We start from the raw sequence: 25,112 nt of genomic DNA on the forward strand, positions 1-25,112 counted from the left end.
CACGCCGCGCGGCGCGCTAGCCCGAGTTCGGGCAGCGGTACTGCGCGTCGAGGACGCCGCTCATCTGGAAGTCGGAGCAGGCCTTGCCGCACAGGATGATCTCGTTCTTGTCGGGCGTCGTGAACATCCAGCCGTCCTCGCTGCCGTCGCAGCTGGCGACCTGGGTGTTGCCGTAGGCCGTGCCGCTGACGCTGACCTCGACGTAGTCGGGGTACTTCGGCACCGGGTCGAGGGTGATCGTGCAGCTCAGGATCTGCATCGAGATCTCCTCGAGCGCCATCTGCAGCTCGACCTGGTTCTGCGTGTCGTAGAACTTGACGTCGCCCTCGCGCGGACGGCCGCCGATGTCGGCCAGCTCGTTGAGCTTCGAGTACGCGTTGGTCGCGTCCGGGTTGCCGTCGTTGGCCGTCGGGCTGGTCTCGTCCTTGATGGCGATGCCGACGACGTAGGTCGGGATGTTGAGGTTGGCGAACGCGTCACCGACCACCGCCGGCAGGTTCTCGTCGTACTGCTCGAACAGCTCGGAGTTGTTGGCCGCGTCCTCGCGACAGTTGGCCGCGCCGTCGGTGACGAGGATGATGAACTGCGGCTGGCCGTCCTGGATGGTGCCGAGCTCGGCGAGCGCCGCCTTGACGCCCTTGGTCGCCGGCGTGCCGCCCTTGATCGTCGCGTCGGTCTCCTCGGCGCCGGGGATGGCGTTGAGGATCGCCTGGCCGTTCATCGGCGCGATCTCCACCTCGGGCGTCATGTTCACCGGACAGGCCGTCGCGTTGTAGGCCGAGGCGGCCATCTTCGACGGGAACAGCACCGCGCCGAGGTTCATCGAGTTCTCGAACGTGCCGGTGATGAAGTCGACGACGCTGTAGAGCGACTTCCAGCGCGTGATCTTCGGCGTCGCCGCCGCCATCATCATCGGGTCGGCGTCCTGGATGCCGTCGTCGTTGGCGTCGTCGCCGTCGTGGTCCCAGTAGCCCTTGTCGGGGGTGACCATCGAGCCCGACTTGTCGAGCACGAGCATGACGTTCGGCGTCACCACCGGGATGTCGACCACCGCCTCGCCGCAGTCGTTGGGGTCGAACGTGGTGTTGCCCGTCTCCGTCTCGGTGGACATGGTGGCCGTGCCGGTCGGCACCGCCTCGGTGGTCGGGTCCGCCGCGGTGGTCGTGGTCGACGGGTCGGTCGTGGTGACCGGCAGCGTCATGATGCCCGTCATCGAATTGCTGCTGGCGGTGGTGTCCACTTGCTTGCCATCGTCGCCGCAGCCGACCAGGCCGACAGCCACGAGGCTAGAAAACAACGCGCGCTTCATAAGCGGAAGGTTCCTTCGAGAGTTGGGTGAAATGAGGGTCGAGGACGGGGGCCCGTCGAGTTGGACACCGAAGCACGGGCCGTGTCCGGGCGTCCGTGACGGCCACTATACCGATCGCGCCGGCCCGTCGCAGCTTTCCTGCGAAGTGCAGATCTGCGCGGCGCGAGGCGCGAACGTCGGCCCGACCCCGATAGCGGGCGCATCCGGGCCCGATGCCGCTGCAAATGCACGCCCGAGCGCGGGCACGTCACGGCGCCGCAACGCTCCGGCCGCGCAAACCGTCGCGCGCCCGCAGCGGCCTCAAAAGCGGAAGCCGAACGAAAGTCCGCGCACCTCTCGGGACATCATCGGCGCGATCGCCATGCCGTGGTCCCGCATCCAGCGTTGGTGCCGAGACCGCTGGGTCAGGCCCCACGCGAGGAAGACCGCCCCGGTGACCGCCATGAGTCCGCCCATGCCCACGCCGACGAGCCCGTAGATCTGCAGGCCGCGGCACGTCTGGTCGGTCGCGTTGCTGCCGTAGATGCGGTTGCAGTACTGCGGCGAGGCCATCACGTACATCGCCACGCCGAAGCCGGTCCGCAGCAGGCCCAGCGGCATGATGATCGAGCCGGTGACGACCTTCTCGTGGCCGTCGACCGGTTCGCGCTCGCGGTTCTCGCCGAACGCGTAATAGCCGCCGAACGACTCGGGATCGCTCGGCGGCGGTGGGGGCGCCGCCAGCGCGAGCGCGGTCGCGAGCGCGACGATGCCGGTGGTCATCGCCATCATGTCCCTCCAGACACCTCAGTGAAGCGCCGCACCTGGCGCTTGTAGAAGGCCGACTCGGGCTCGAGGCGGGCGGCCTCGCGGATGGCCGCCACGGCCTCCGCGCCGCGCCCGAGCTGGTGCTGCAGCTCGGCCCGCAAGTAGTGCAGCTCGGCGTTTTCGGGCTGCTTCGCCGCCGCCTGGTCGACGGCCTCGAGCGCCGCCGCCTGGCCGCAACGCTCGCGGAAGGCGAACCATCCGAACGAGCTCTTGAGTTCGTCGTTGTTCGGGTCGCTCGCGACCATCGCCTCGAGGCTCGAGACCGCCTCGTCGTCGCGCCCGAGCTTGTGCAGCTCGCGGCCGATCGCCCGGAAGGCGCGGACGCTCTCCTTGGCCGCCGGGTACTTCTGCTGCAGCTCCTTGTAGAGCGCGATCGCCCGCTCGGAGTCGCCGTCGAGCTTCGCCACGAGGAAGGCCGCGCGGTCGGACATCGCCTTGGCCGCGAGGCCCTTGGCGTTGTCGGGGTCGCCCGCGACCACGCGCTCGAACTCCGCCTCGGCCTGCGCGCGCTTGGCCGCCAGGGCGTACGCGACGCCGAGCTCGTAGCGCGCCTGCAGGTCGTCGGGCGCGGCCGCGACCTTCTGCTCGAGCTCGGCGAGCACGTCGCCGCCGGCGGCGATCTTCTCGAGCGCGGCGAGCAGCGCCGGCGGCTCCATCGCGTCGACCAGGCGGCCCTTCTCGACCCCGCTCGCGTCGAGCACCAGCAGCGTCGGATAGGCCTGCACCTTGTAGCGCGCCACCAGCTCGGGGCCCTCGCCCTTCTCCGCGTCGACGTGCAGCGCGACGTACTTGGCCAGCGCCGCGCCGACATCGTCGCGCGTGAACACCTTCTCCTCGAGCTCGCGGCAGGGCGGGCACCAGTACGCGCCGACGTCGACGAACACCGGCTTGCCCTCCGCTTTCGCCGCGGCGAGCGCCGCCTCGAGATCGCCCTCGATCCACTTCACCGCCGACACGATCTCGCCGTCGCTTTGCACCCCGGACCCGCGCTCGCCGGCGGGTTCGCCGCGACGGGCGTCGACGCGGTCACCGGCGCGTCCGGCTTCGATCCCGACGCGCCCGGCTTCGGCCCCGGCGCCCCGCAAGAAACCGCGAGCACGACCCCCAGCAAGGGAGCCGACAGCGGAGCGAAAAGCGGACCGACGACGGCAGGAGCGCGAGCCATGGCTCGCTTGAAGCTGCCCGGGAACCTCGCCGGCCGCAACTGCCACCGCGCGCGCAAAGCCCAAAGCTTGCGCCCGGCCAGGGGCTCGCGCAAGTGCGGCCGGCGCGTGAGGTCTCGTGACGCCGACGCACGCGAGCCGTCGCGTTGCCATTTTGACACGCGAGCCCAGGCTACCCGCAGTCCCCCAAGTCTTTTTGTCGACGCCCGCCCGAGGAACCCCCATGGCCGTCTTCAACCCCGAAACTGCGACCCTCAAGACCCGTCAAGCGCTCGCGCACGCCCAGGCCATCAGCCGCGAGCTCGGTCATCCCGAGACCACCAGCCTGCACCTCCTCCTCGCCTCGCTTCAGCAAGAAGGCGGCCTCGCGCTGCCCCTGCTCGAGCGCACCGGCATCCACGGCGCCGCCGTCCTGCGCGCGATCCAGGCCGAGCTCGGCCGCCAGCCGCGCGTCCAGGGCGGCGACCAGCCGCCGCCCTCGCACGAGCTGCGCGAGCTGCTCGACCTCGCCGCGACCGAGGCCGAGCAGCTGCACGACCGCTTCGTCAGCACCGAGCACCTGATCCTCGCCTGCTTCAGCACCAAGGCGACGAAGCAGAAGATCCGCGCGGCCGAGCTGCTGGCCAAGCTCGGCGGCAGCCGCGACCTGCTGCTGTCGGCGCTGGCGGAGATCCGCGGCACCCAGACGGTCCAGGACGAGAACCCCGAGCAGAAGTACGAGGTGCTGCAGAAGTACTGCCGCGACCTCACCGCGGCCGCGCGCGCCGGCAAGCTCGACCCGGTGATCGGCCGCGACGTCGAGATCCGCCGCGCCCTGCAGGTGCTGTCGCGCCGCACCAAGAACAACCCCGTGCTGATCGGCGACCCCGGCGTCGGCAAGACGGCGATCGCCGAGGGCATCGCCCAGCGCATCACCGCCGGCGACGTGCCCGAGAGCCTCAAGGACAAGAAGCTCCTCCAGCTCGACCTCGCGGCCCTCGTCGCCGGCGCCAAGTACCGCGGCGAATTCGAGGAGCGCCTCAAGGCCGTGCTGCAGGAGGTCGAGGCCGCCAACGGCACGATCATCCTCTTCATCGACGAGCTCCACACCCTCGTCGGCGCCGGCAAGGCCGAGGGCGCTCAGGACGCCGCCAACATGCTCAAGCCGGCGCTCGCGCGCGGCGAGCTGCGCTGCATCGGCGCCACCACGCTCGACGAGTACCGCAAGCACATCGAGAAGGACAAGGCGCTCGAGCGGCGCTTCCAGCCGGTCATGATCGACGAGCCCAGCGTCGACGACACGATCGCCATCCTCCGCGGCCTGCGCGACAAGTTCGAGGCGCACCACGGCATCCGGATTCAGGACGCCGCGATCGTGGCCGCGGCCAAGCTCAGCCACCGCTACATCCAGAACCGCTTCCTCCCCGACAAGGCGATCGACCTGGTCGACGAGGCCGCCGCGCGCCTGAAGATGGAGGTCGAGAGCGTGCCGCTGCCGATCGACGAGCGGGAGCGCAAGATCACCCGCCTCGAGATCGAGCGCCAGGCGCTGCTGCGCGAGGACAAGTCGGCGCCGGTGAAGAAGCGGATCGGCGAGGTCGAGGCCGAGCTGGCCTCGCTGCGCGAGGAGGTCGCCGGGCTGCGCTCGCGCTGGCAGGGCGAGCGCGACCGCGTGCGCGAGATCAAGGAGCTCTCCGAGCAGATCGAGAACGTCAAGAACGAGGCCGCCCGGGCCCAGCGCGCCGGCGACTACAACCGCGTCGCCGAGCTGACCTACGGCACCATGCGCGCGCTCGAGAAGCAGCGCGAGGACGCCAGGGCCAAGCTCGAGGAGGCGGCGAAGACCAAGGACTCGTTCGTCCGCGAGGTCGTCACCGACGAGGACATCGCCGGCATCGTCAGCCGCTGGACCGGGATCCCCGTCAGCCGCATGCTCGCCAGCGAGGCAGCACGCCTGGTCGAGATGGAGTCGGTGCTGGAGCGCCGCGTCGTCGGTCAGCACGAGGCCGTGCACCGCGTCGCCCAGGCCGTCCGCCAGAGCCGCGCCGGCCTGTCCGACCCGGCGCGCCCGATCGGCTCGTTCCTGTTCCTCGGCCCCACCGGCGTCGGCAAGACCGAGCTGGCCAAGGCGCTCGCCGAGTTCCTGTTCGACGACGAGCGCCACGTCGTGCGCATCGACATGAGCGAGTACATGGAGAAGTTCTCCGTGTCGCGCCTGATCGGCTCGCCGCCGGGCTACGTCGGCCACGAGGAGGGCGGCCAGCTCACCGAGGCGATCCGCCGCCGGCCCTACAGCGTGGTCCTGCTCGACGAGATCGAGAAGGCCCACCCCGAGGTGTTCAACCTCCTGCTGCAGGTCCTCGACGACGGCCGCCTGACCGACAGCCAGGGCCACGTGGTCGACTTCCGCAACACCATCATCCTCATGACCAGCAACATCGGCAGCGAGCTCGCCGCCGAGGGGCTCGGCGGCAAGGCGCTCGAGCAGGCGCGCGAGCAGGTGCTGCGCCGCCACTTCCGGCCCGAGTTCCTCAACCGGCTCGACGGCGTGGTCTCGTTCAAGTCGCTGCAGCGCGAGGACATGATGGGCATCCTCGACATCCAGCTGGCGCGCATCGAGAACCGCCTGGCCCAGCGCGAGATCCACCTCGACGTCTCGCCCGAGGCCAAGCGCCAGCTGGCCGACCGCGGCTACGACCCGACCTACGGCGCGCGCCCGCTCAAGCGCCTGCTGCAGAACGCCCTGCTCGACCCGCTGGCCACCCGGATCCTCAGCAACGAGATCCGCCCCGGCCAGACGGTCGTCGCCACCCCGGGCAAGGACGCCGAGGGCGAGCCGACCATCGACCTCACGGTCAAGTGACCCTCGTCAAACACATGTCCCGAGGGACATGTCGGCGCCCGGCCTCTGCGGCCGGGGCGCTCCGTCTTTGGCGATGCGACGCGAAGATCCGCTGTCGCGGCGATCTCTGTCGCCGCCGACATGGAGATCGCCGCCTTGACTCACGGCGCTCGCGCCCCGGCCGCGTGCACCGCGGGCCGCGCTCGCCGTAGAGTGCCGGCGTGATCGAGCCCGCACCGCCGCGCCGTCGCGCCCTGTTGTGGGCGGCCTCGTGCGTCGGCGCCGCGGTGCTCCTGTGGCTCGCCTCGCGCAAGGTCCCGCTGTGGCCGGACGTCCTGCACCTCCCGCGGCCGGAGCTGTTCGCGCTGGCCGCCGCGCTGCACCTCCCCTACAGCCTCGCGCGCGCGGTGCGGCTGCGCTGGGCCTTGCCCCCGGGCGCACCTGTCTCTCGGGACTTGCTCGTCGGCAGCGGCCTCGTCTCCTTCCTCGTCATCTTGCTGCTGCCGCTGCGGCTGGGCGAGCTGTCGCGGCCGTTGATCCTCGCGCGCGCCGGCGTCGCCGGGCTCGGCCTGCCCGAGGCGATCGCCGCCATCGCCAGCGAGCGGCTGCTCGACGGCCTGCTCGTCGTCGGCATGCTCTTCCTCGGCCTCGGCCTCTCGACCGCCTTCAGCCCCGAGTTCGCCGCCCTGGTCGGCTCGGTCGAGCGGTTCGGCCTGGCCTCCGGCGTCGTCTTCGCCGGCCTGATGCTCGGCCTGGGGCTCCTCGCCTTCACCCCGCCGCGGCACCACGAGCGCCTCGGCGGCCTCGTGCGGCCCGTCCTCGGCGCCCGCCTCGGCGACTTCGTGTTCCACCTCGCCGCCGCCTTGCGCCCGATCTTCACCAGCGCCCGCGGCCTCTTCCTCCTCGGCGCCTCGCTCGTCTACTGGGCGATCACCCTCCTGCAGTTGTGGCTGGTGCTCCTGGCTTGCGGCCTCGACCTCGGGGCCGGCGAGGCCGCCGTGATCGTCGCCGTCGTCGGCCTCAGCATCCAGCTGCCCGGGGGTCCGGCCCAGGTCGGCAGCTTTCAGTTCGGCGCTGCTCTGGCCCTCCAGCTCTTCATCGGTCCGGCCGATCTCCGCGGGCCCGGGGCCAGCTTCGGCGCCCTGATGTACCTGCTCGGCCTCCTCGGCGCCCTCGTCCTCGCCCTCCCCGGCCTCGCGCTCCTCGGCCGCGACCGGCGCCGGCGGGTGATCGATCCCTCGTCGAGCCCGCCTTCCGAACCCGGTCCGATCGCCTGACCGATCGGGAATTCTCCGGCGTCTGCCCGGTCCGTGGCCCTTTGCGCCGCGGCGTCGTCCCTGGCCCCCGCGCCGGGGCGTTGCTGGACGGCCGCCCCCGCGGGTATGCTCCGCCGGCGCGGCGCCGCCCTGTGCCCCGCGCTGGAGAGTTCATGTCGCGCGACCTTCGTACGCTTCGCCAGTTGTTCCGCCCCGGTCTGTTGGGCCTGCTCGCCCTGACCCTCACCACCGCGGCGTGCGGCAAGAAGGGCGAGACCAGCGCCCCCGGCGAGAAGGGCATGTCCGTCGAGGAGGCCGACCGCAAGCGGGCCGAGGCGCAGAAGGCGGCCAAGGCCGACACGCTGGTCTCGCTGGCCAACAAGGACCTCGCCAGCGGCCGCTGGGCCTCGGCGCGCGAGCGGGCCAAGCGGGCGCTCGAGTCCGAGTCGAAGAACGCCGACGCCTACGCCGTGCTCGGCGCGGCCAACTGGCGCGCGGGTGACTACGGCGCCTCGACCAAGGCCTTCAAGGAGGCGCTCGAGCTCGACCGCAAGAACTTCGGCGCCGCCGTCGGCCTCGGCCGCAACTACCAGGCCGTGGGCGACCACAAGGCGGCGATCGAGCTGCAGGACACGATCCTCGCCGCCGACCAGAACCAGATCGACCCGCTGCTGATCAAGCTGTGGAGCTACTACGCCCAGCTCGACGCCGCCAACGCGGTCAAGACGCTCGACGCGGTGTTCAAGCTGATCGAGCCCGACAACCCGCTCCTGCCGCTGCTGCAGAGCCACGCCGCGTTCATGCGGCCGCTCGAGGGCAAGGGCGAGCTGGCCAAGGTCGACGGCGCCAAGGGCACCTCCGACCTGCAGATCGATCCGACCCAGGGGCTCAAGCACTCGGGCGCGACGGTCGGCGGCGAGTACACCCGCGTGTTGCTGCTCGAGCTGCGCGAGGAGGCGCGGATCCACAAGGCCTTCGCCGACCAGCTCAAGCTGAAGGAGATCGCCAAGATCAAGACCTTCGGCAGCGACACCGAGACCAGCATCGTCCTCATCCCCGAGGTCAAGTTCGGCGACCTCAAGATCACCAACATCCCGGCGATCGTCGACGACCTCTCGACCTTCGGCCTCGGCGAGACGCCCGGGGTCGTGCTCGGTCGCCAGGTGCTGAGCAAGATCGGCGCGATCACCTTCGACTTCCCGAACGCCTCGCTCGAGCTGCAGAGCGCCCCGCCGACCGCCGCCCCCGCCGGCGCGACCGCGGCGCAGCTGCTCATGCTCGACCTCCACCTGTTCCTCGTGCCGACCGTCCCGGTCACCCTCGACGGCTCCGAGGCCCAGTTCTACGCCTGGCTCGGCGGCTCCTACGGCACCGCCCTCACCGTGGCGAAGAAGAACTACCTCAAGAGCGGCCACCTGCCGCGCGAGCTCGACCCACTCGACGACCCCAACGCCGGCCTCAAGATGGTCTACATCGACCAGGCCAAGGTCGGCGACCTCGGCGTCAAGGGCGTCGGCGGCCTCGTCCTCGCCAACACCCCGCCCGACGGCGGCCTCGCCCAGGTCGTCGAGCTCGGCGGCTTCGAGCTCGGCGGCTACATCAACGTGCCCCTGCTCAAGAGCATGAAGGTCACCTTCGCCTTCTCCCAGGGCCAGGTGTTCTTCGCCCCGAAGACCCCGGGCAAGTGACCCACGCGGGCGACGACCCTCGCCCTCTCCGACGAACGACTTCGCGGCCCGCCGCGGAGTCGTTCCTGCTTCTCCGCCTCACGCCGCTCGCATCACGCACCGGGCGCGACGACGAGCTGCGAAGCCCGGAAGTTTTCCGCAGGCATCGCGGCCGACTTCATCCGCGACACGCCACGCTCCACCGTCGCAACTTCGGCCCGAGTCATCGCCGTGGTGAGACCGCTGCCAAGCACTGCGTCACCTTTCGTCGCAACCTCTCCCGCCCCGAGCCGCGGTGAGACCGCTGCCAAGCACTGCGTCACCTTCCGTCGCAACCTCTCCCGCCCCGAGCCGCGGTGAGACCGCTGCCAAGCACTGCGTCACCTTCCGTCGCAACCTCTCCCGCCCCGAGCCGCGGTGAGGCCGCTGCCAAACACCGGCGTCAACACCTTCCGTCGCAACCTCGCCCACGCCCGAGTCATCCCGCGCCGCCACGCCTTCCACCGCCGCAGCCACCCGCGGCCGCGACCCTCGCGAAGTCACGACCTGCCCTCCCGCACGCGTGTGCAGCGAACCCCGCACCGCCACGAGGGCCCGCAGGCGGGTGCCCGTTCGCGGCTGCCAGCGGCCGCGGCGGCCACCTCGCGCGCCCCCGCCCGCGCTTTGGTCTATCGTAAATCCGTGGCCGGATGGTTGGAGATCCGCCGGGGCCAGGCTCCCGTCACCAACGTCAACCTCGTCGGGCGACGCGTCGTCGTCGGTCGCTCTCCTGACTGCGACGTCGTCCTCAACACCACCTCGGTCTCGCGTCAGCACGCCGAGCTGATCTGCGACGACGTCGGCTGGCGCGTGCGTGACCTCGGCAGCCGCAACGGCACGGGAGTCAACGGCACCCGCGTCGCCGGCGAGCGCGCCCTGCAGTCCGGCGACGTCCTGCGCATCGACGAGTTCGACCTCGTCTTCCACGCCGGCCCCGCGCCCCTGCGCCCCGCCGCGCGTCCGCGCACCAGCGTCACCGACGGCGCCTTCGGCCCCGCGCGCACCCTGCAGGAGCTGGGGCCGCCCAAGGTCGACGCCTCGCACCTCTCGCGCCTCCTCGGCTTCAGCGCCGCCTTGCTGGCCGAAGGGGCAGCCGACCAGCGGATGTACCAGCTGTGCGAGCTGCTGACGAGCGCGCACTTCCACGGCAACGCCGCCGTGGTCCTGCGGATCCTCCGCTCCGACGCCAGCGCCCCCGAGATCCTGTCGGGCCCGACCGGCAGCGGCGGCGAGCCGCCGATCAGCCGCTCCGTCATCAAAGCCGTGCTCGCCAGCGACGCCCCCGTGCTCGCCAGCTCCGGCCCGGCCGGGCCGAAGAACAACATGGTCCAGATGTCGGTCGTCTTCGGCGGTCAGGCCACCGCCGCCGTGGCTTGCCCGATCCACGGCGACGGCGAGCACCTCGACGTCCTCTACGTCATGCTCCCCGGCCAGTACGGCACCGCCGAGTGGCTGGCCCTCGCCTCGCTCGCCTCCGCCATGTTCCGTCAGGCCGAGGACGCCTGGAGCGCCCGCGAGGCCGCCCAGCGCCAGGCCCTGCTCGAAGAGGAGCTGCGGCGCGCCGCCGCGATCCAGGCCCGACTTGTCCCTCGGGACATGTCCTCCGGGTCACTTCAGATCGGCTTCGGCTTCACCCCGTGCAAGGGCGTCGGCGGCGACTACGTCGACGCGTTGCCGACCCGCGACGGCCGGGTCCTCGTCACCGTCATGGACGTCGCCGGCAAGGGCATCGACGCCGCGCTGATCGCCTCCGGCCTGCATACCACCGTGCACCTCGCGGTGCGCCAGGGCATGTCGCTGCCCGACCTGGTCCACACCTTGAACCGCCAGCTGCTCGACACCTGGAGCGGCGAGACCTTCGTGACCCTCGCGGCCGCGCTGATCGACCCCAAGACCGGCGCGCTCGAGGCCGTCGGCTGCGGCCACCCGGCGCCGATGGTCGTCACCCCGAACGGCACGATCCGCGAGCTCCGCCTGGCCGAGGGCATTCCGATCGGCCTCCTCGACATCGAGCTCGAGCTCAGCACCGACCGCCTGCGCCCCGGCGAGCTGCTCCTCCTCTACTCCGACGGCCTCTCCGAGTGCTTCAATGAGGAGGACAAGATCCTCGGCGTCGACGGCCTCACCGAGATGGTCGCCGACATCCGCCGCACCGCCGGCCGCAAGCCCGACCTCGAGTGGTTCGAGGCCCAGCTCAAGGACCGCCTCGCCCTCCACCGCGGCCGCGCCCCCGCCTCCGACGACATCAGCTTCGCCCTCGCCCTGTTCAGCGCCTGAGCGACGCGCCATGTCCTCGGAGACATGTGCATGAGGCCATGTCTCCTGGCGCATGCCCTCGAGGTCATGTCCCCGCTGCCGTGGGCCGCGACGTCCGCGCCCACGGGCTCACGGCGAGACGGTGCGAGCGGCCCACGCACGGCAGCCGCGAGGTCGAACCAGCCCTTCGCGGCGCGCATGCGCGACGGACGGCGAATTCAGCCCGAAGCCTCGCACGGTCCGGCGTCGCGGGGCCCCGGCGCGCTCGGTCCTTACGCCGTCGCCGCACGTGCAGGTGTGCAAGCCCGATGGCACCCGCGCTCTCGCGCCGGCGACGGTCCTTCGCACCTGTGACGACCGGCTCGGGGCAGCGAGGTTTGCGATCCACCGGGCGTGCAGCGAACGGCCTCGCGCGCTCGACGGGACGAGGCGGCCGCTGCGGCGGCGCATCACAGATGAGCCCGCCGTTTGCGCGATCCGACATGTCCTCGGGGACATCCTCGCGGCCCTGCGCGCCTGCGCTCCGCGAGGTTGAGCCTGGCCGCGGGAACGACGTACTTGTAACGTCGACGTCCCATGGCCGACACCCATGACGACGAGCTCGCGGCCCTGCGCGCCGAGAACGAGCGCCTGCGGGGCGAGCTCACCGCCCTGGCGCAGGCCGAAGAGCGCTTCCGGGTGCTGTTCGAGCACTCCTGGGACGCCCTCCTGATCTTCGACCGCACCGGCATCATCGACTGCAACAGCGCCGCGCTGCGGATGCTGCGCTGCGACGACCGCTCGCAGCTCCGCTGCTTGCACCCCGCCCAGCTGTCGCCCGAGCGCCAGCCCGACGGTCGGCTCTCGCGCGAGAAGTCGATCGAGATGGACGACACTGCCCGCCGGCGCGGCGCGCATCGCTTCGAGTGGCTGCACCAGCGCCTGGACGGCGAGCTGTTCCCGGTCGAGGTCACGCTCACCCCCGTGAACCTGCCGAGCGGGCCGATGATGCTGGTGGTCTGGCGCGACGTCAGCGAGCTGCGGGCCCGCGAGGCCGAGCTGCGCGAGCACGCGGTGCAGCTCGCGCTGCAGCAGCAGGTGATCCGCCGCCTCTCGACGCCGGTCATCAGCGTCGCCGCCGGCGTGCTGCTGGTCCCGATCGTCGGCGAGCTCGATCGCGACGGCGCCGCGGCGATGACCAGCAGCGTGCTGCAGGCGATCGGCGAGCGCCGCGCTCGCGCAGTGATCCTCGACCTCACCGGCGCCGACGACCTCGACGTCGATACCACCGCGGCCCTCGTGCGCACCGGCACCGCCGCGTCGCTGCTCGGCGCCGGCGTGGTCCTCGCGGGCATCGGGCCGTCGCTGGCCCGCACCCTCGTCGGCCTCGACCTCGACCTGTCGCAGGTGCGCACCACCAGCACCGCCGAGCAGGCCATCGCCGCCGCGCTCGCGGTCGTGTGATCGCAAGGTCGCGACCACGTCGCCGCGAGCAGCGGTCGAAGACTCGAACTACCCCGCCACGCGCCGGGGCGCAGATACGCGCGCATCGAGTGGGTGACGATCGCGGGCGCGCCCACTATCCTCCTCGGCAGATGCCGCAAGCGAAGCCCAAGTCGAAGCAGGCCAAGAAGTCCGCCGCCAAGGCCGAGAAAAACAAGCAGACGAAGAAGGCCAAGAAGCAGACCGACAAGAAGCCCGCCGCGGCGAAGGCCAAGAAAGCCGCCAAGAAGCCGGCCGCCAGGGCCAAGAAGGCCGCCAAGACCGCCGCTCGCAAGGCCGAAAAGAAGGCGAAGAAGGCCGACAAGAAGACCGCCGCCAAGGCGAAGAAGGCCGACAAGAAGACCGCCGCCGAGGCGAAGAAGGCCGGCACCAAGAAGTCTGCAAGCAAGCCCAAGAAGGCCGACACCAAGAAGTCTGCAAGCAAGACCAAGACGGCCGCCACCAAGAAGTCTGCAGGCAAGCCCAAGAAGGCCGCCACCAAGAAGTCCGCCCCCCACTTAAAGATTCTTCGCGGGCGATGGGGCCGGCTTCGCCCGAGCTCGCGGCTGCGCGGCGGTTCTACGCCCTCCCGATCGACGCCGAGGCCTTCGCTGCCAGCGACGAGGGCCTGACCGACAGGTCAGGCGAAGATCTGGTCGCCGCGCACTTCGGGCGCAACTTCGGCTACTTCGGCGCGATCGACAAGACCCTGTCCGGCTTCTACGTCCTCGACGACGAGGGCGACAACTATTACCTGGCCGACCTGCGTGACAGCGGCCAGGTGTGGTGGCAGGACCACGAGACCCGCGAGGTCTCGCTCGGCTTCGACAGCGTCGAAGACTACGCCGCCTACCGCGACGCGAAGGCCGAGGCCGACGAGGACGAGGACGACATCGCCGATCGCTTCCGGCCGCGCAAGCTCAAGTCGACCAGCGAGCGCCGGCCCACCACGGCCAAGCTGCTGGAGCGCTATCAGTGGCTCATGTGGTTCTTCGCCCGCGGCCACGAGCTGCGCGGGCAGGCCATCGACAGCGACGAGGACATGGCGCGCCGCGCCTACGGCCACCTGCGCGGCGCCTTCGACGACCGCGCCGCCGAGGCCAAGGCCTTCGCCGCCGAGCACAAGCGCATCGCCGACGATCCGCACCTCGGCATCTACTGGCTGCTCCACACCAGCGTCCTGGCCGACCACGCCGGCCGCGACCAGGTCGTCGCCGCCCTCGCCGCAAGCGAGCACCCGCTCGTGAAGGCCTTCGTCGCCGCCTTCGGCGCCCTCGCCGACGACGGCGACGTCCCGGCCGCGCCGGCCTTCCGCGCCCGCCGCTCGCTGCTCCTCTACTACACCGGCGGCGCGGTCGACGGCGAGGACGTCGACCTCGACCGCCTCATCGCCGCGGTGTACGCCGACCCCGTCACGCACGGCTTCATCAAGGCCCAGCGGCTGGTCGAGGCCGCCGCGGCCGCCGGCGAGCTGGGCCGCCTGCACGCCCTCGTCGCCGCCGGCCCGCCCGGGCCCGAGCTCGGCTTCCAGGCCCTCGCCGCCCTGCTCGACGTCCACGCCGGCGTGCAGGCCAGCCGCGCCGCCGATGCTGTCCTCGAGCACATGTTCGAAGTACAGACGTCGACCTGCTGGCCGCCGCGATCGAGCCGCTCGCCCCGCTGGCGACCGACCGCCTGCGCGTGCGCGACCTGCTCGACGGCGTCCTCGCGCGCGACCCGTACCACTGGGGCGTCCTGCACGCCGCCCAGCAGGCCGCCGAGCGCGACGGCGACGGCGCGCGGGCCGAGCAGTTCGCCGCCCGGATCGCCCCGCTCGCCGAGGTGCGGCCGGTGCTCACCCGGCTCTTCAGCGAGGACGACGACGAACGCGAGCCCGCGCTCGAACAGTTCCGCGAGCTCGCCCCGCCGCAGCGGCTCTTGCTCGCGCGGCGGCTGCTCGTCATGGCCGGGCAGATCGCCGCCGACGTCCTCGGCGCCGCGGCCCGGGTCCTGCTCGCCACCGGCGACAGCGACGCCCTCGCCGACCTGCAGGCGGCCGCCGTCGGGCTGCAGTCGCCGTCCGAGTTCGCCGGTCAGCTCGCCGCGCTGCGCGAGGACGGCATCGTCGACCTCGCCGACCCGCTGCTGCCGACCTTCCAGGCGCTGCTCCTGCGGCCCGAGAGCGGCGGGTTCTTCGAGGACGACTGGAAGGAAGACCTGGTCGAGAAGCTGGCGCCGATCGCCCACGAGCCGGTGATCTTCGACTGGCTGCTGGCCGCGCTGGGCGAGGACAGCCGGCACACGCTGCGCGACAAGATCCTCTCGAAGCTGTTCATCGCCTACAACGACAACGAGGTCGTCGCTCGCCTGTCCGAAGGGCAAGCCTTCCGCCTGGTCCGCGTGGCCGCGCGCCTCGGCGTCAAGCCGGCGGGCGCGGGCGACGACGACGACGGCGCGTTCCCGGCGATCCACGTCTACCACGCCGCCGGTCGGGTCCTGTTCTACTTCACCAACCCCGGCGGCCTGCCGGCGATCGCCGAGGTCCTGGCCGAGACGAGCGACCAGGAGCTGCTGAGCAACCTCTACAGCGGCCTGGCCCACATCAAGACCGAGGACGCGCTGGGCCTCTTGCGCTCGCGCCTGTTCGTCGAGCAGCGGCAGGTCTGGTACCTGTGCAACGCGGTCGCCGAGACCTTCGACGACGACGGCCACGGCGAGATCATGGTCGAGCTCGAGCGCACCCGCAGCGACCACGGCGCCAACAGCTACGCGGTGGTGTTCCTCGACTTCGAGAGCGACACCAAGAAGAAGCCGCACTCCTACGTCGCCGCGCTCGCGCGGGCCGTGCTCGGCTGGCCGGAGCCGGGCGATCCGCGGGCTCGCGGCCAGCGCAAGTTTTTGCTGATGCACGCGGTCCGGCTCGGCCTCGAGAGCGGCGACCACGAGCTGGTGCGGCGGGCCCACGCGGCCGCGCAGGCGATCGCCGAGCCGCCGTTCTCGAACCTCAGCGAGCTGCACTACGAGCGGGCCACCGACGATCCGTGGCAGTCGTTCAAGGCCAAGGACCGCAAGCAACTGGGGCGCGTCCTGGCCGGGGAGAGCGAGGCGCCGCGCAAGCTGGCCAGGCCGCAGAAGAAGATCGGCGACGACGCGCTCGCCGAGCTGGCCGGGGTGCCCATCGATCGCCGCTTCCTCACCACGCCCGACGGCGAGGTGTGGTTCTTCGACAAGCAGGAGCGCCTGCACGTGTTCGACGGCCAGGAAGTCAAGGCGCCGGGCTTCGAGGTCGTGTCCGACCTCGACGACCTCGGCACCTTCCTCGCCGGCGCCGAGCGCTGCGACGGCCGCGTGGTCCACTGGAACGCGTCGGCGGGGGAGTTCCGCGACATCGTTTGCTACGGCGACCGCGTGCTGGTGTACGAGGGCGTCAACAACGGCCGCTTCACCGGCCACGGCATCGTCGCCGACGGGCGCGAGAGCGCCGAGGCGCTGTTCCGCAAGCTCGCCGACCACCCGGCGAAGGACTGGTTCGCCGCCGAGCCGTGGTACGTGCCGCAGCGCGGCGGCGTCCTGCGCACCTACTACGCGCCGCACGCGGGCGAGGACGACGACAAGAGCGAGTACGTCGCCGAGCTGCGCGAGGGGCCCGAGGCGCTGGCCGAGGTCGAGGCGCGCGTGCTGACGCTGCTGAAGCGCCCCGGCGCGCGCGTGGCCTGCATCGAGTGGACGGACGACCGCCGCCGCCCGGGCGACATGGGCCTGCTCGAGTACTTCGAGGACCGCGCCCGCGACGACGAGCGCGCGCCGAGCTGGCACCTCGAGGCGTTCGCCGAGTTCGAGCGGCTGCTGGCGGAGTGGGGCTGGACGGCGGAGCTACATGACCTTTCGGTCAGCCGCGGCGCGCCGCCCGACGAGGCGGCGATCGCCCGCTTCGCGGCGGCGGCCGGGGCCGAGGTGCCGGCGAAGCTGCGCGAGGCGTGGTCCCACGGGCCGCTGGCGTGGCAGATCGGCGAGCGCGGCCGGGCCTTCCTCGGGCCCGAGGAGGCGCTGGCGCGCGGGCCGGCGCTGACGGCCGCGGTGGAGGCGCTGGCGGGCAAGATGCGGCCGGCAGACGCGGAGCCGCTGCGGGCGATGATGGCCGGCGCGCAGGTGGTGATCGAGGACGCGCAGCAGCGACCGGTGGTGCTGTTCGTGCCGAAGTCGCCGCAGCGCAAGGACGGCCGGGTGTTCGTCGAGTACGAGGTGTCGGAGCCGCCGGACGACCTGTGGTTCGAGGGGTCGTTCGAGTGGTTCATCGCGGAGTCGCTGGGCCGGCCGTTCGTGGCGGCCCTCGGCGAGGCGTGCCCCGACCTGCGCGGGCTGCCGTACGGGGCGCGCCGCCATGAGGGGGTGGTGCGGCGGCGCTATACGCAGGGCGGGAAGTTCTGGGAGGTGGTGCTCGATCCGCGGGGGGCGTTCGTGCTGACGCGCTCGGGCAAGCTCGGGGCGGCAGGCAGCGAGAAGCTGCGGCGGCTGGCGGGCGAAGACGAGGCGCGGGCAGTCTTTGACAAGATGGTCAAGGACAAGACTTCCGAGGGCTGGAAGCTGGCAAAGTAGTCGTCCCGCTCGGGTGAGCTTCAGGGCATGCTCTTTCGGGCATGCCCTTTTCGTCATGTTCCTATGAACATGTTGTGATGCGTCCGCGGACATCCGGCATGATGCGTCCGCGGACATCGGGCATGATGCGTCCGCGGAGAGCGTGCATGATGCGTCCGCGGAGGTCCGGCATGATGCGTCCGCGGACATCCGGCATGATGCGTCCGCGGACATCCGGCATGATGCGTCCGCGGACATCCGGCATGATGCGTCCGCGGAGATCAGGCCTGGGTGCTTCGCGATTGCCGACTGCGCCTCGCGGGGGGTCCGGGGAAGGGCCGGCCGCGAGTTACCGGCTGGATGGATGCTCGTTCCTCGCACCCATCTTGCCTCTAATCGCGGCCGGCCCTTCCCCGGACCCCTGGCACGGCTGCAGCCGTGAGAGGCCGACCCGCCGTCCTGGGCTTCGCTGAGGGATGTCCTCCGGGATAGGTCACGGGGCGCCTGTTCGACGGCCAGGTCTGGCCGCCGAACAGACGCTATCTGGCGACAATAACGGCGGCTCCTCTCCCGCGGCGAGCACTCCTCTTCACGCGACGCCTGCCGACAATGACGGCGGCTCCTCTCTCGCGACGAGCACTCCTCTTCGCGCGACGCCTGCCGACAATGACCGCGGACCCGCGACGAGCACTCCTCTTCGCGCCACGCCTGCTGACGGATCCTCTCCCGCGACGAGCACGCTTCTTCGCGCGACGCCTGCTGACCATGACGACGGATCCTCTCCCGCGACGAGCACTCCTCTTCGCGCGACGCCTGCAGACCATGACGACGGGCCCGCGACGAGCACGCCTCTTCGCGCCACGCCTGCCGACCATGACGAAGGGCCCGCGAAGAGCACTCCTCTTCGCGCCACGCACGCCGACAGTGATGGCGGGCCCTCTCCCGCGACGAGCATTCCTCTTCGCGCCACGCCTGCCGACAATAGCGGCGAACCTCTCTTCCGCGACGAGCACGCCTCTTCGCGCGACGCCTTCCGACAATGACGGCGGGTCCTCTCCCGCGACGATCACGCCTCTTCGCGCGATGCCTGCCGACAATGACGGCGGGTCCGCAACGAGCACGCCTCTTCGCGCCACGCCTGCCGACTATGACGACGGGCCCGCGACGAGCACGCCTCTTCGCGCCACGCCTGCCGACAATGACGACGGGCCCGCGACGTCTTCGGCGCCTCGCGCCGCTCGTGCGCGCTACTTCGCCGCCTCCCACGCCTCGAGCTGCTTCATCCCGCGCTCGCCGGCGACGCCGGCGAGCTTGAGCGACTCGCGGGCCAGCTTCGCTTCCTCGGCGGATTCGGCGGCGGCACCGGTAGCGCGCAGGGCCTGGGCGCGGGCGAGGTGCATGAGGCCGAGGTCGCCGGGGTCCGAGGTCGCGGCGGCGACGTTCTTGAGGGCGCGGTCGACGTGCTGCAGGGCGGCGGCGGGCTTCTGTTCGAGCAGGTCGATCTGCGCCTGTCCCAAGAGACAGAGGCCGAGGTCGGGGTGGTCGGGGCCGAGGGCCTTCTCCCTGATCTCGCAACCCCGCTCGTAGGCCGCGCGGGCGCCGGGGTAGTCGGCGAGGTCGCGCTTGGCGTCGCCGATGAACGTAAAGACGCCGGCGACCGCCGGGTGGTCGGGCGCGAGCGCTGCTTCCAGGTGCGCGAGCGCGGCCGTCAGCTCGGTCAGGGCCTCGACTGGCTTTCCGGACAGCTGCAGCATGCCGCCCACGTTCTGGCGGATCACCCCGACCGTCGGGTCCTTGGGGTTGATGGCCTCGAGGATCGCCTGCGACCGCTGCAGCGCGGCGATCGCCTCGGCGTAGCGGTTCTGCCGCTCGAGGCTGAGCGCGAGGTTGTTGAGCGGCAGCGCCAGGTCGGGGTGACCGGAGCCGTGGGCGCGCTCGTCGAGCGCGACGGCCCGCTCGAACAGCTGCTGCGCCTCGACGTACTTGCCGCCGCGCAGCTTGGACGCGCCGAGCGCGTTGAACAGGCCGACCAGGCGCGGGTGGTCGGGGCCGAAGACTTTTTCATAGAGGCCGATCGCCTCGCTCACGAAGGCCTCGGCGCCGGCGCTGTCGCCGGCGGCGATGGCGATCATGCCGACGTGGTGCAGCCACTGCGCGCGCTCGCGGTCAGGCTGGCCGCGGCGGCGCAGCAGCGCCTCGGCGTGGTCGACCCACGGCTGGGCCTCGGCCTTGCGCCCGAGCTTGTAGCCGACCACGAACATCTGGTTCAGCAGGCCATCCCACAGCGTCTCGTCGTCGCGGTCGGCCACTGCTTGCCAGATCGCCGCCGCCTCGGTGATCCGCGCCCCCTCGTCGTTGCCCGCCTCGCGCTGCGCCCTCGCCAGCGCGTGGCGAGCCGCCGCGGTCAGGCTCGGGTCGTCCAGCGCGATCGCCTCGGTCGCGGTCGCCTCGAGCTCGGCCAGCGCGTCCTTGCTCTTGCCGGCGCTGACCTTGGCCCGCGCCGCTCGCAGCCGCTCGCGCACCGCCTCGCTGCGGGCCGGGTCCGTCACCGCCCGCGAGGCCAGCGCTCCGCTGCGCAGCGCCTCCGCGTCGGCGCAGGCCTGCAGCCCCGGCAGCGCCACCGCCGCCTCCGTGGCCCGCTTCACCACCTGCTTGTCGGCCTGCTCGAGCAGCGCCAGCAGGGCGTCGAGATCTTTCAGGCGATGCTGCAGGCAGGCCATGCGCAGGTCCATCAGCTCGGCCGACTGCTCGCCGCGCACCAGCGTCGCGGAACATGTCTCTTCGTACATGTCCTTCCAGCCCTGCGCGTATTGATCGATCTGCGGCGCCGCCTCGACCCACGCCCCCGCCGCGTACGGCAAGCCCGTGGCGGCGAAGGCGGCCTCGATCGCCGCGCGTCGACCCGCGTGCCAGACCTCGCCGACGCGCTCGGCTCCGCCGCCGCACACCCCGGGCCGGTCATCGCCCACGCGGTGCCGCCGGCGACCGCCGCGGCCAGCAGCGTCCCGCCGAGGGCCAGCGCCCGACGTTGCCGGCGGGCGCGGCCGGCCTGCAGGTCGGCGAGCAGCGCGTCCATGCGCGGGTACCTGGCCTCTCGGTCAGGTTGCAGCCCGCGCAGGCAGATCCGGTGCAGCCAGCCGGGCACCTCGCTGCCGCGCGGCGGCGCCTCGCGCTGGCTGCTGCGGGCCTTGCGGGCCAGTTCCTCGATCGTCGCGCCGGCGAACGGGCGCTTGCCGTAGAGGGCCTCGAACAGTGCCACGCAGAAGCTGAACTGATCGGTGCGCGGGTCGACCGCGACGCCCGCGTGCTGCTCGGGCGACATGTACGCCGGCGTGCCGACGATCGCGCCGTAGCGGGTGATCTGGGTGTCGAGGGCGCTGCTGCTGGCGGCCTCGGCCGCGCGCGCCGGCGACTCGTGCTCCTCGTCGCGGCGAGCCAGGCCGAAGTCTGCCACTTGCGCGCGCAGCTTGCCGGTCGCGGCGTCGGTGCTGAGCAGCACGTTGTCGGGCTTGAAGTCGCGGTGGACGAGGCCCACCGCGTGCGCGGCCGCCAGCCCGGCGCCGGCCTGGGCGAACACGTCGACGACCTCGGTCCAGCGCGGACGCGTGGCCATCCACTGCCGCAGGTCGGTGCCCTCGACTAGGTCCATGGCGATGAACACCTGGTCCTCGCGGTGCGCCCCGACGTCGAACACCGGCACCACGTTGGGGTGCGACAGCTTGGCCATCGCCTGCGCCTCGCGGATCATCCGCGCCCGCGCCTCGCCGACGGCCGCCCCGTGCAGCAGCTTGATCGCCACGGTGCGATCGAGGTCGGGGTCGTAGGCCTTGTAGACCGTCCCCATGCCGCCCGCCCCGAGCTGTTTGATCATCAAATAGCGCCCCAGGGTGCGCTCCGGGGGCTGCGCGTCGCCCCCCGCGGGCACGCTCGCCGTGGTCCTCTCGACGTCGACCACCGTGCGCACGCGGTCGAGGCTGTCGGGCCGCACCACCGTCTCCTCGACGCTGCCGACGCTCACGCTCGCGGGCGCGGCTCCCGGCGCGGTGGTCTCCTCGAGCGCGTCCTTCGCCTGACCTTCGGGCCATGTCCTCTTGGACATCTGATTGCGCTCGTCCATCGGCCCTCTCGCCCCCATCATCGGTCATGCCGGCCGCGCGACCAACCTCCCCGCGCGGGCGCCCGCGCGCGAACGGCTCGGATCCGCGCCAGATCGGGCGAAAAGGGCCGCGAAAACGCCGGTTCGCAGCGCGGGGCCGCGTCGTCGGCTCGGGGCTGACCTCACCGAGGTCAGCGGTTCGGAGCGCTCGCCTCGAGCGTCGCCTCGGTTCGAAATCGCGTCGGCGCGCGTGCCCGGCGGGGCTCGACGCCAGGGCTCGACGCCTCGCACGCGCTCACCGGCGAGTATCCTGAACGCGGAGGCCGCCGCGTCGCCGGCTCCTGTCTCGACCACCGGCCTGATTCGCCGTCCCATTCGCCGCCCCGCGGCGAAATCTCGCGAACGCGCCGAGCTCGCGTCGCGCAGGCGTCTTCGGGACGCGGGCTTCACTATGGTGAATCGCGGTCGCTGCATTGTCGGCGCGCGCGTCGCTTGCTACCGTGGGATGCTTTGAACTGGATCTCGTCTGTCGTCGCGCTCGCACTCGCGGGCGCCGCTCCGAACGTGAAGGACAGCGTTCAGGCCGCGCCGGGGACGGAGGTGGTGCGGGTCAAACGCGACTTCGGCAAGCCGCACTTCGACCTGGCGATCGACGCGTGGCTGAGCGCCGACGCCACGCGCCTCGACGAGGCCCGCCTGTGGTGGGTCAACACCGCCGAGCAGGACCGGCGCAAGCCGCTCGGGCCGATGGTCGAGCGCATGGTCAAGCTGCGATACCACCGCAGCTCGAGCCGCTCGCTGACCATCACCGTCACCGGCGACGGCAAGGAGTTCGCGTTCGTCGTCAAGCTGGCCCAGTCGGGCGAGCTGCACGCGTTCGTCGCCATCGATACCGAGGACGGCCGCCACGTCCCCCGCTGCCGCCTCGACGCGGCCCGCCTGATCGCCCACCGCGTGCTCGGCATGCCCGTCGGCCTCGCCCGCGTCGCCGTCACCTGCCGCGACGCCGGCGGGACGTCTCACAAGGGACAGGTCAAGCACCGCGAGGTCACCTGAGCCCGCGGCGCCCGGTGTCGCCGCGGCTGCACGCGCAGCGGCCTGTCTTGAAGGACATCTTTGACGCGGCCCCCGGCGACGCCGCCCCTGAACGTGCAGTCTGTCTTGAAGAACATCCTTGCGGCGCGCCCGGTGTCGCCGCGGCTGCACGCGCGGCGGCCTGTCTTGCTGAACATCCTTGCGGCGCGCCGGAGGGCGCCGTCCCTGGACGCGCGGAGGCTGTCGTGACGAACAGTCTTGCCGCGCTCGATGACGCCGCACCCGGACGCGCGCGCCGACCCCCGTCCGACGCGCGCGATGGGATCGCCCGTATCGTTCGCCTCGGCGATGTCGCCGCCGGCGGCCCGCCGCGCTGATCGAGGCCGTCTCGCCCGCACGCCGGCGCCGCGGCGGTGTTCGAGATGTCTTTTTGGTCATGTCACCTGCGCGGCCTGTCGACGCGCCGGCCATGGCGACACACCGCGTACTGTCCTTCAGGACATGTGTTAAAGAGCACCTTGCGAGCACGCCGCTGTTCGAGCTCGCCCCCTTGACCGCGCTGCGCATCGCCGCCCGCGCGCGCGCGACCCCTTCGCGTATGCACATCGCCGGGGCCGGAGAGCCCCAGTTCGCGCTCGAATGAGGTTTTCACCGCTCGGGCGAGTGCTCGCCTGCCGCGCCTCGCGGTTCGAGCTCGCTCTCGGTGCGCGGCGAAGATGAAGATTCAGTCAGTTGATTGACTTAATCAGTCGTATGACTTAGACCCTCCCGCGGAGGTTCTGATGAGCACCGAAAGCAGCGAGCAGGTTTTGGACTATCCCCTTCGCGCCCCCGCCCCGCTGGAGCCGCCCGAGGAGTGGGCCAGGCTGCGGCAGGGTTGCCCGGTCGCGCACGTGCGGCTGCCCAGCGGGGACCAGGCGGTCCTTTTGACCCGCTACGCCGATGTTCGCCAGGTGCTGGCCGACCCGCGGTTCACCCGGCAGCTCGGCCAGGAGGGCGCGGCCAAGCTGTCGGAGGACGGCGGCAGCGTGTTCGAGACCGAGGACGCGGCCTCGCTGACCGAGGGCCACGAGCGGTGGCGGCGCCTGCTCCACAAGTCGTTCACCGCCAAGCGCGTCTCGGCGATGCAGCCGCGCATCGAGGCGATGGCCGATGCGCTGATCGACGACATGGTGCGCCAGGGCGCGCCCGCCGACCTTGTCAGCAGCCTCGCCTTCCCGCTGCCGGTGTGGGTGATCTGCGAGCTCCTGGGCATCCCCGACATCGACCGCGACAAGCTCGCCTTCTGGTCGAACGCGATGCTGAACATGACCCAGTTCACCCGCGAGCAGATGCAGCAGGCGCAGATGGAGTTCGCCGAGTACATGACGGCGCACATCGCCGCCAAGCGGGCCGCGCCGGGCGAGGACCTGCTGAGCGAGCTGGTCGCCGCGGTCGACGACGGCCACCCGCTGACCGAACGCGAGCTGATGATGATCGGCCAGGGCATCCTGGTCGCCGGCCACGAGACCACCTCCAACACGATCGCCAAGATGATGGCGATGCTGCTCAGCGAGCGCTCGCGCTGGGAGCAGCTGGTCGCCGACCCGTCGCTAGTCCGCACCGCGGTCGAAGAGGCGCTCCGCTTCGACGCCAACGCCGGCTTCGGCCTGCCCCGCTTCATCACCGAGGAGATCGAGGTCAGCGGCCAGAAGCTGCCGGGCGGCACGACGGTGGTCTGCAACATGGCGGCCGCCAACCGCGACGAGCAAGCCTACGAGCGCGCCGACACCATGGACCTGACCCGCTCGCCGAATCCGCACTTGACCTTCGGCGTCGGACCGCACTCGTGCGTCGGCCAGGCCCTGGCCCGCACCGAGCTGCAGACCACGCTGAACGTGCTGCTGCGCCGCCTGCCGACGCTCGCGCTCGCCGTCCCGACCGAAGAACTGGCCCGCCGCGAGGGCCTGCTCATCGGCGGACTCGAGCGGGTTCCAGTACGCTGGTGACCCCATGGCCGGACCACGCACGAGGCACGCCCACGCCACCGAGACCCGCGAGCTCATCCTCACCACGGCCGAGCGCCTGTTCGCCGAACACGGGGTGGCCGCGGTCTCGAACCGCCAGATCAGCGAGGCCGCGGGCCAGGCGAACAACTTCGCCGTGGGCTACCACTTCGGCACCAAGACCGACCTGGTGGCCGCCATCGTGCGCCGGCACGCGCCGGAGATCGAGCGCCGCCGTCTGGACCTTCTGAAGGCGATCCAGCGCTCGGAGACGCTGCGTGACTGGCTCGGCTGCCTGGTCCTGCCGTCCACCGAACACCTCGCCTCGCTCGGCAACCCGAGCTGGTACGCGCGCTTCATCGCCCAGGCGACCACCGACCCGGCGCTGCGCCAGATCGTCATCGACGAGACGAGCGCGTCGCCGTCGATGCGCGGGGTCTCCGAGGGCCTCATGCGCCTGATGCCGGTGCTGCCCGCCGACGTGATCGCCGAGCGCGCCGACATGAGCCGCCACCTCATCGTCCACGTGTGCGCCGAACGCGAGCGCGCGCTGCAAGAAGGCACGACGACGCCGCGGGCGACCTGGGAGGGCGCGGCGGTCGGACTCATCGACGCCCTGGCGGGCCTGTGGCAAGCCCCGTTCACCCCCACCCGCTGACATCA

General features: G+C 71.6%; 16 protein-coding genes. 10 read left to right on the forward strand and 6 right to left on the reverse strand.

The window, feature by feature from the left end:
- Window positions 1-16 precede the first annotated feature (16 nt).
- From OV079_RS33370 to OV079_RS33380, 3 genes are all read right to left on the reverse strand, one after another.
- Window positions 17-1,309 (reverse strand): vWA domain-containing protein, encoded by a 1,293-nt coding sequence (locus OV079_RS33370; protein ID WP_267773281.1) that lies wholly within the window; start codon window positions 1,307-1,309, stop codon window positions 17-19.
- Window positions 1,310-1,609: 300 nt separating this feature from the next.
- Window positions 1,610-2,080, reverse strand: a complete 471-nt coding sequence (locus tag OV079_RS33375) for a hypothetical protein (protein ID WP_267773283.1) — start codon at window positions 2,078-2,080, stop codon at window positions 1,610-1,612.
- Window positions 2,077-3,063, reverse strand: a complete 987-nt coding sequence (locus tag OV079_RS33380; protein WP_267773284.1) for a tetratricopeptide repeat protein — start codon at window positions 3,061-3,063, stop codon at window positions 2,077-2,079. The genes OV079_RS33375 and OV079_RS33380 overlap by 4 nt, the downstream gene beginning before the upstream one ends.
- Before the next feature lie 439 nt (window positions 3,064-3,502).
- On the opposite strand from OV079_RS33380, the gene clpB reads away from it, so the two are divergent.
- The 6 genes from clpB (at window position 3,503) to OV079_RS33410 (ending at window position 13,411) form a co-directional block, all read left to right on the forward strand.
- Window positions 3,503-6,121: an ATP-dependent chaperone ClpB gene (gene clpB, locus OV079_RS33385; protein WP_267773285.1), complete on the forward strand. Its 2,619-nt coding sequence runs from the start codon at window positions 3,503-3,505 to the stop codon at window positions 6,119-6,121.
- A 200-nt stretch (window positions 6,122-6,321) separates the two neighbouring features.
- Window positions 6,322-7,377, forward strand: a complete 1,056-nt coding sequence (locus OV079_RS33390; RefSeq protein WP_267773287.1) for a lysylphosphatidylglycerol synthase domain-containing protein — start codon at window positions 6,322-6,324, stop codon at window positions 7,375-7,377.
- Between the two features lie 182 nt (window positions 7,378-7,559).
- The gene (locus tag OV079_RS33395; protein WP_267773289.1) at window positions 7,560-9,044 is read left to right on the forward strand and encodes a tetratricopeptide repeat protein; all 1,485 of its coding nucleotides are present in this window, start codon (window positions 7,560-7,562) and stop codon (window positions 9,042-9,044) included.
- Window positions 9,045-9,704: 660 nt separating this feature from the next.
- Window positions 9,705-11,339, forward strand: a complete 1,635-nt coding sequence (locus tag OV079_RS33400; protein WP_267773290.1) for a SpoIIE family protein phosphatase — start codon at window positions 9,705-9,707, stop codon at window positions 11,337-11,339.
- A 555-nt stretch (window positions 11,340-11,894) separates the two neighbouring features.
- Complete coding sequence (locus OV079_RS33405; protein WP_267773292.1) at window positions 11,895-12,761, forward strand: PAS domain-containing protein; 867 nt, start codon at window positions 11,895-11,897, stop codon at window positions 12,759-12,761.
- Between the two features lie 131 nt (window positions 12,762-12,892).
- Window positions 12,893-13,411, forward strand: coding sequence for a hypothetical protein (locus OV079_RS33410; protein ID WP_267773295.1), 519 nt, complete (start codon window positions 12,893-12,895; stop codon window positions 13,409-13,411).
- Between the two features lie 8 nt (window positions 13,412-13,419).
- Here the strand turns inward: OV079_RS33410 and OV079_RS33415 are convergent, their stop codons facing one another.
- Window positions 13,420-14,382 (reverse strand): hypothetical protein, encoded by a 963-nt coding sequence (locus OV079_RS33415; protein WP_267773298.1) that lies wholly within the window; start codon window positions 14,380-14,382, stop codon window positions 13,420-13,422.
- 77 nt (window positions 14,383-14,459) lie between these two features.
- Here OV079_RS33415 and OV079_RS33420 point away from each other — a divergent pair, with 77 nt between their 5' ends.
- Window positions 14,460-17,354 (forward strand): WGR domain-containing protein, encoded by a 2,895-nt coding sequence (locus OV079_RS33420; RefSeq protein WP_267773300.1) that lies wholly within the window; start codon window positions 14,460-14,462, stop codon window positions 17,352-17,354.
- 1,226 nt (window positions 17,355-18,580) lie between these two features.
- On the opposite strand, the gene OV079_RS33425 is transcribed toward OV079_RS33420, so the two are convergent.
- Window positions 18,581-20,122 carry a tetratricopeptide repeat protein gene (locus OV079_RS33425; RefSeq protein WP_338089114.1) on the reverse strand — a complete coding sequence of 514 codons (1,542 nt, stop codon included), beginning with the start codon at window positions 20,120-20,122 and terminating at the stop codon, window positions 18,581-18,583.
- Entirely contained in the window at window positions 20,065-21,432 is a 1,368-nt protein-coding gene (locus OV079_RS33430; RefSeq protein ID WP_267773301.1) for a serine/threonine-protein kinase, read from the reverse strand. Before OV079_RS33430 ends, OV079_RS33425 begins: the two co-directional genes overlap by 58 nt.
- A gap of 561 nt (window positions 21,433-21,993) precedes the next feature.
- Here OV079_RS33430 and OV079_RS33435 point away from each other — a divergent pair.
- From OV079_RS33435 to OV079_RS33445, 3 genes are all read left to right on the forward strand, one after another.
- Window positions 21,994-22,485: a hypothetical protein gene (locus OV079_RS33435; RefSeq protein ID WP_267773303.1), complete on the forward strand. Its 492-nt coding sequence runs from the start codon at window positions 21,994-21,996 to the stop codon at window positions 22,483-22,485.
- 761 nt (window positions 22,486-23,246) lie between these two features.
- Window positions 23,247-24,452: a cytochrome P450 gene (locus tag OV079_RS33440; RefSeq protein ID WP_267773305.1), complete on the forward strand. Its 1,206-nt coding sequence runs from the start codon at window positions 23,247-23,249 to the stop codon at window positions 24,450-24,452.
- 4 nt (window positions 24,453-24,456) lie between these two features.
- Complete coding sequence (locus OV079_RS33445) at window positions 24,457-25,107, forward strand: TetR/AcrR family transcriptional regulator (protein ID WP_267773306.1); 651 nt, start codon at window positions 24,457-24,459, stop codon at window positions 25,105-25,107.
- Window positions 25,108-25,112 lie beyond the last annotated feature (5 nt).

Source organism: Nannocystis pusilla, assembly GCF_026626665.1.
In the GTDB taxonomy this organism is placed as follows: Bacteria; Myxococcota_A; Polyangia; order Nannocystales; family Nannocystaceae; genus Nannocystis; species Nannocystis pusilla.

Coding starts and splice junctions, on each gene's coding strand:
- OV079_RS33370 (WP_267773281.1), bottom strand. CDS start 1,309: ATGAAGCGCGCGTTGTTTTCTAGCCTCGTGGCTGTCGGCCTGGTCGGC.
- OV079_RS33375 (WP_267773283.1), bottom strand. CDS start 2,080: ATGATGGCGATGACCACCGGCATCGTCGCGCTCGCGACCGCGCTCGCG.
- clpB (WP_267773285.1), top strand. CDS start 3,503: ATGGCCGTCTTCAACCCCGAAACTGCGACCCTCAAGACCCGTCAAGCG.
- OV079_RS33405 (WP_267773292.1), top strand. CDS start 11,895: ATGGCCGACACCCATGACGACGAGCTCGCGGCCCTGCGCGCCGAGAAC.
- OV079_RS33410 (WP_267773295.1), top strand. CDS start 12,893: ATGCCGCAAGCGAAGCCCAAGTCGAAGCAGGCCAAGAAGTCCGCCGCC.
- OV079_RS33425 (WP_338089114.1), bottom strand. CDS start 20,122: ATGTACGAAGAGACATGTTCCGCGACGCTGGTGCGCGGCGAGCAGTCG.
- OV079_RS33430 (WP_267773301.1), bottom strand. CDS start 21,432: ATGTCCAAGAGGACATGGCCCGAAGGTCAGGCGAAGGACGCGCTCGAG.
- OV079_RS33440 (WP_267773305.1), top strand. CDS start 23,247: ATGAGCACCGAAAGCAGCGAGCAGGTTTTGGACTATCCCCTTCGCGCC.
- OV079_RS33445 (WP_267773306.1), top strand. CDS start 24,457: ATGGCCGGACCACGCACGAGGCACGCCCACGCCACCGAGACCCGCGAG.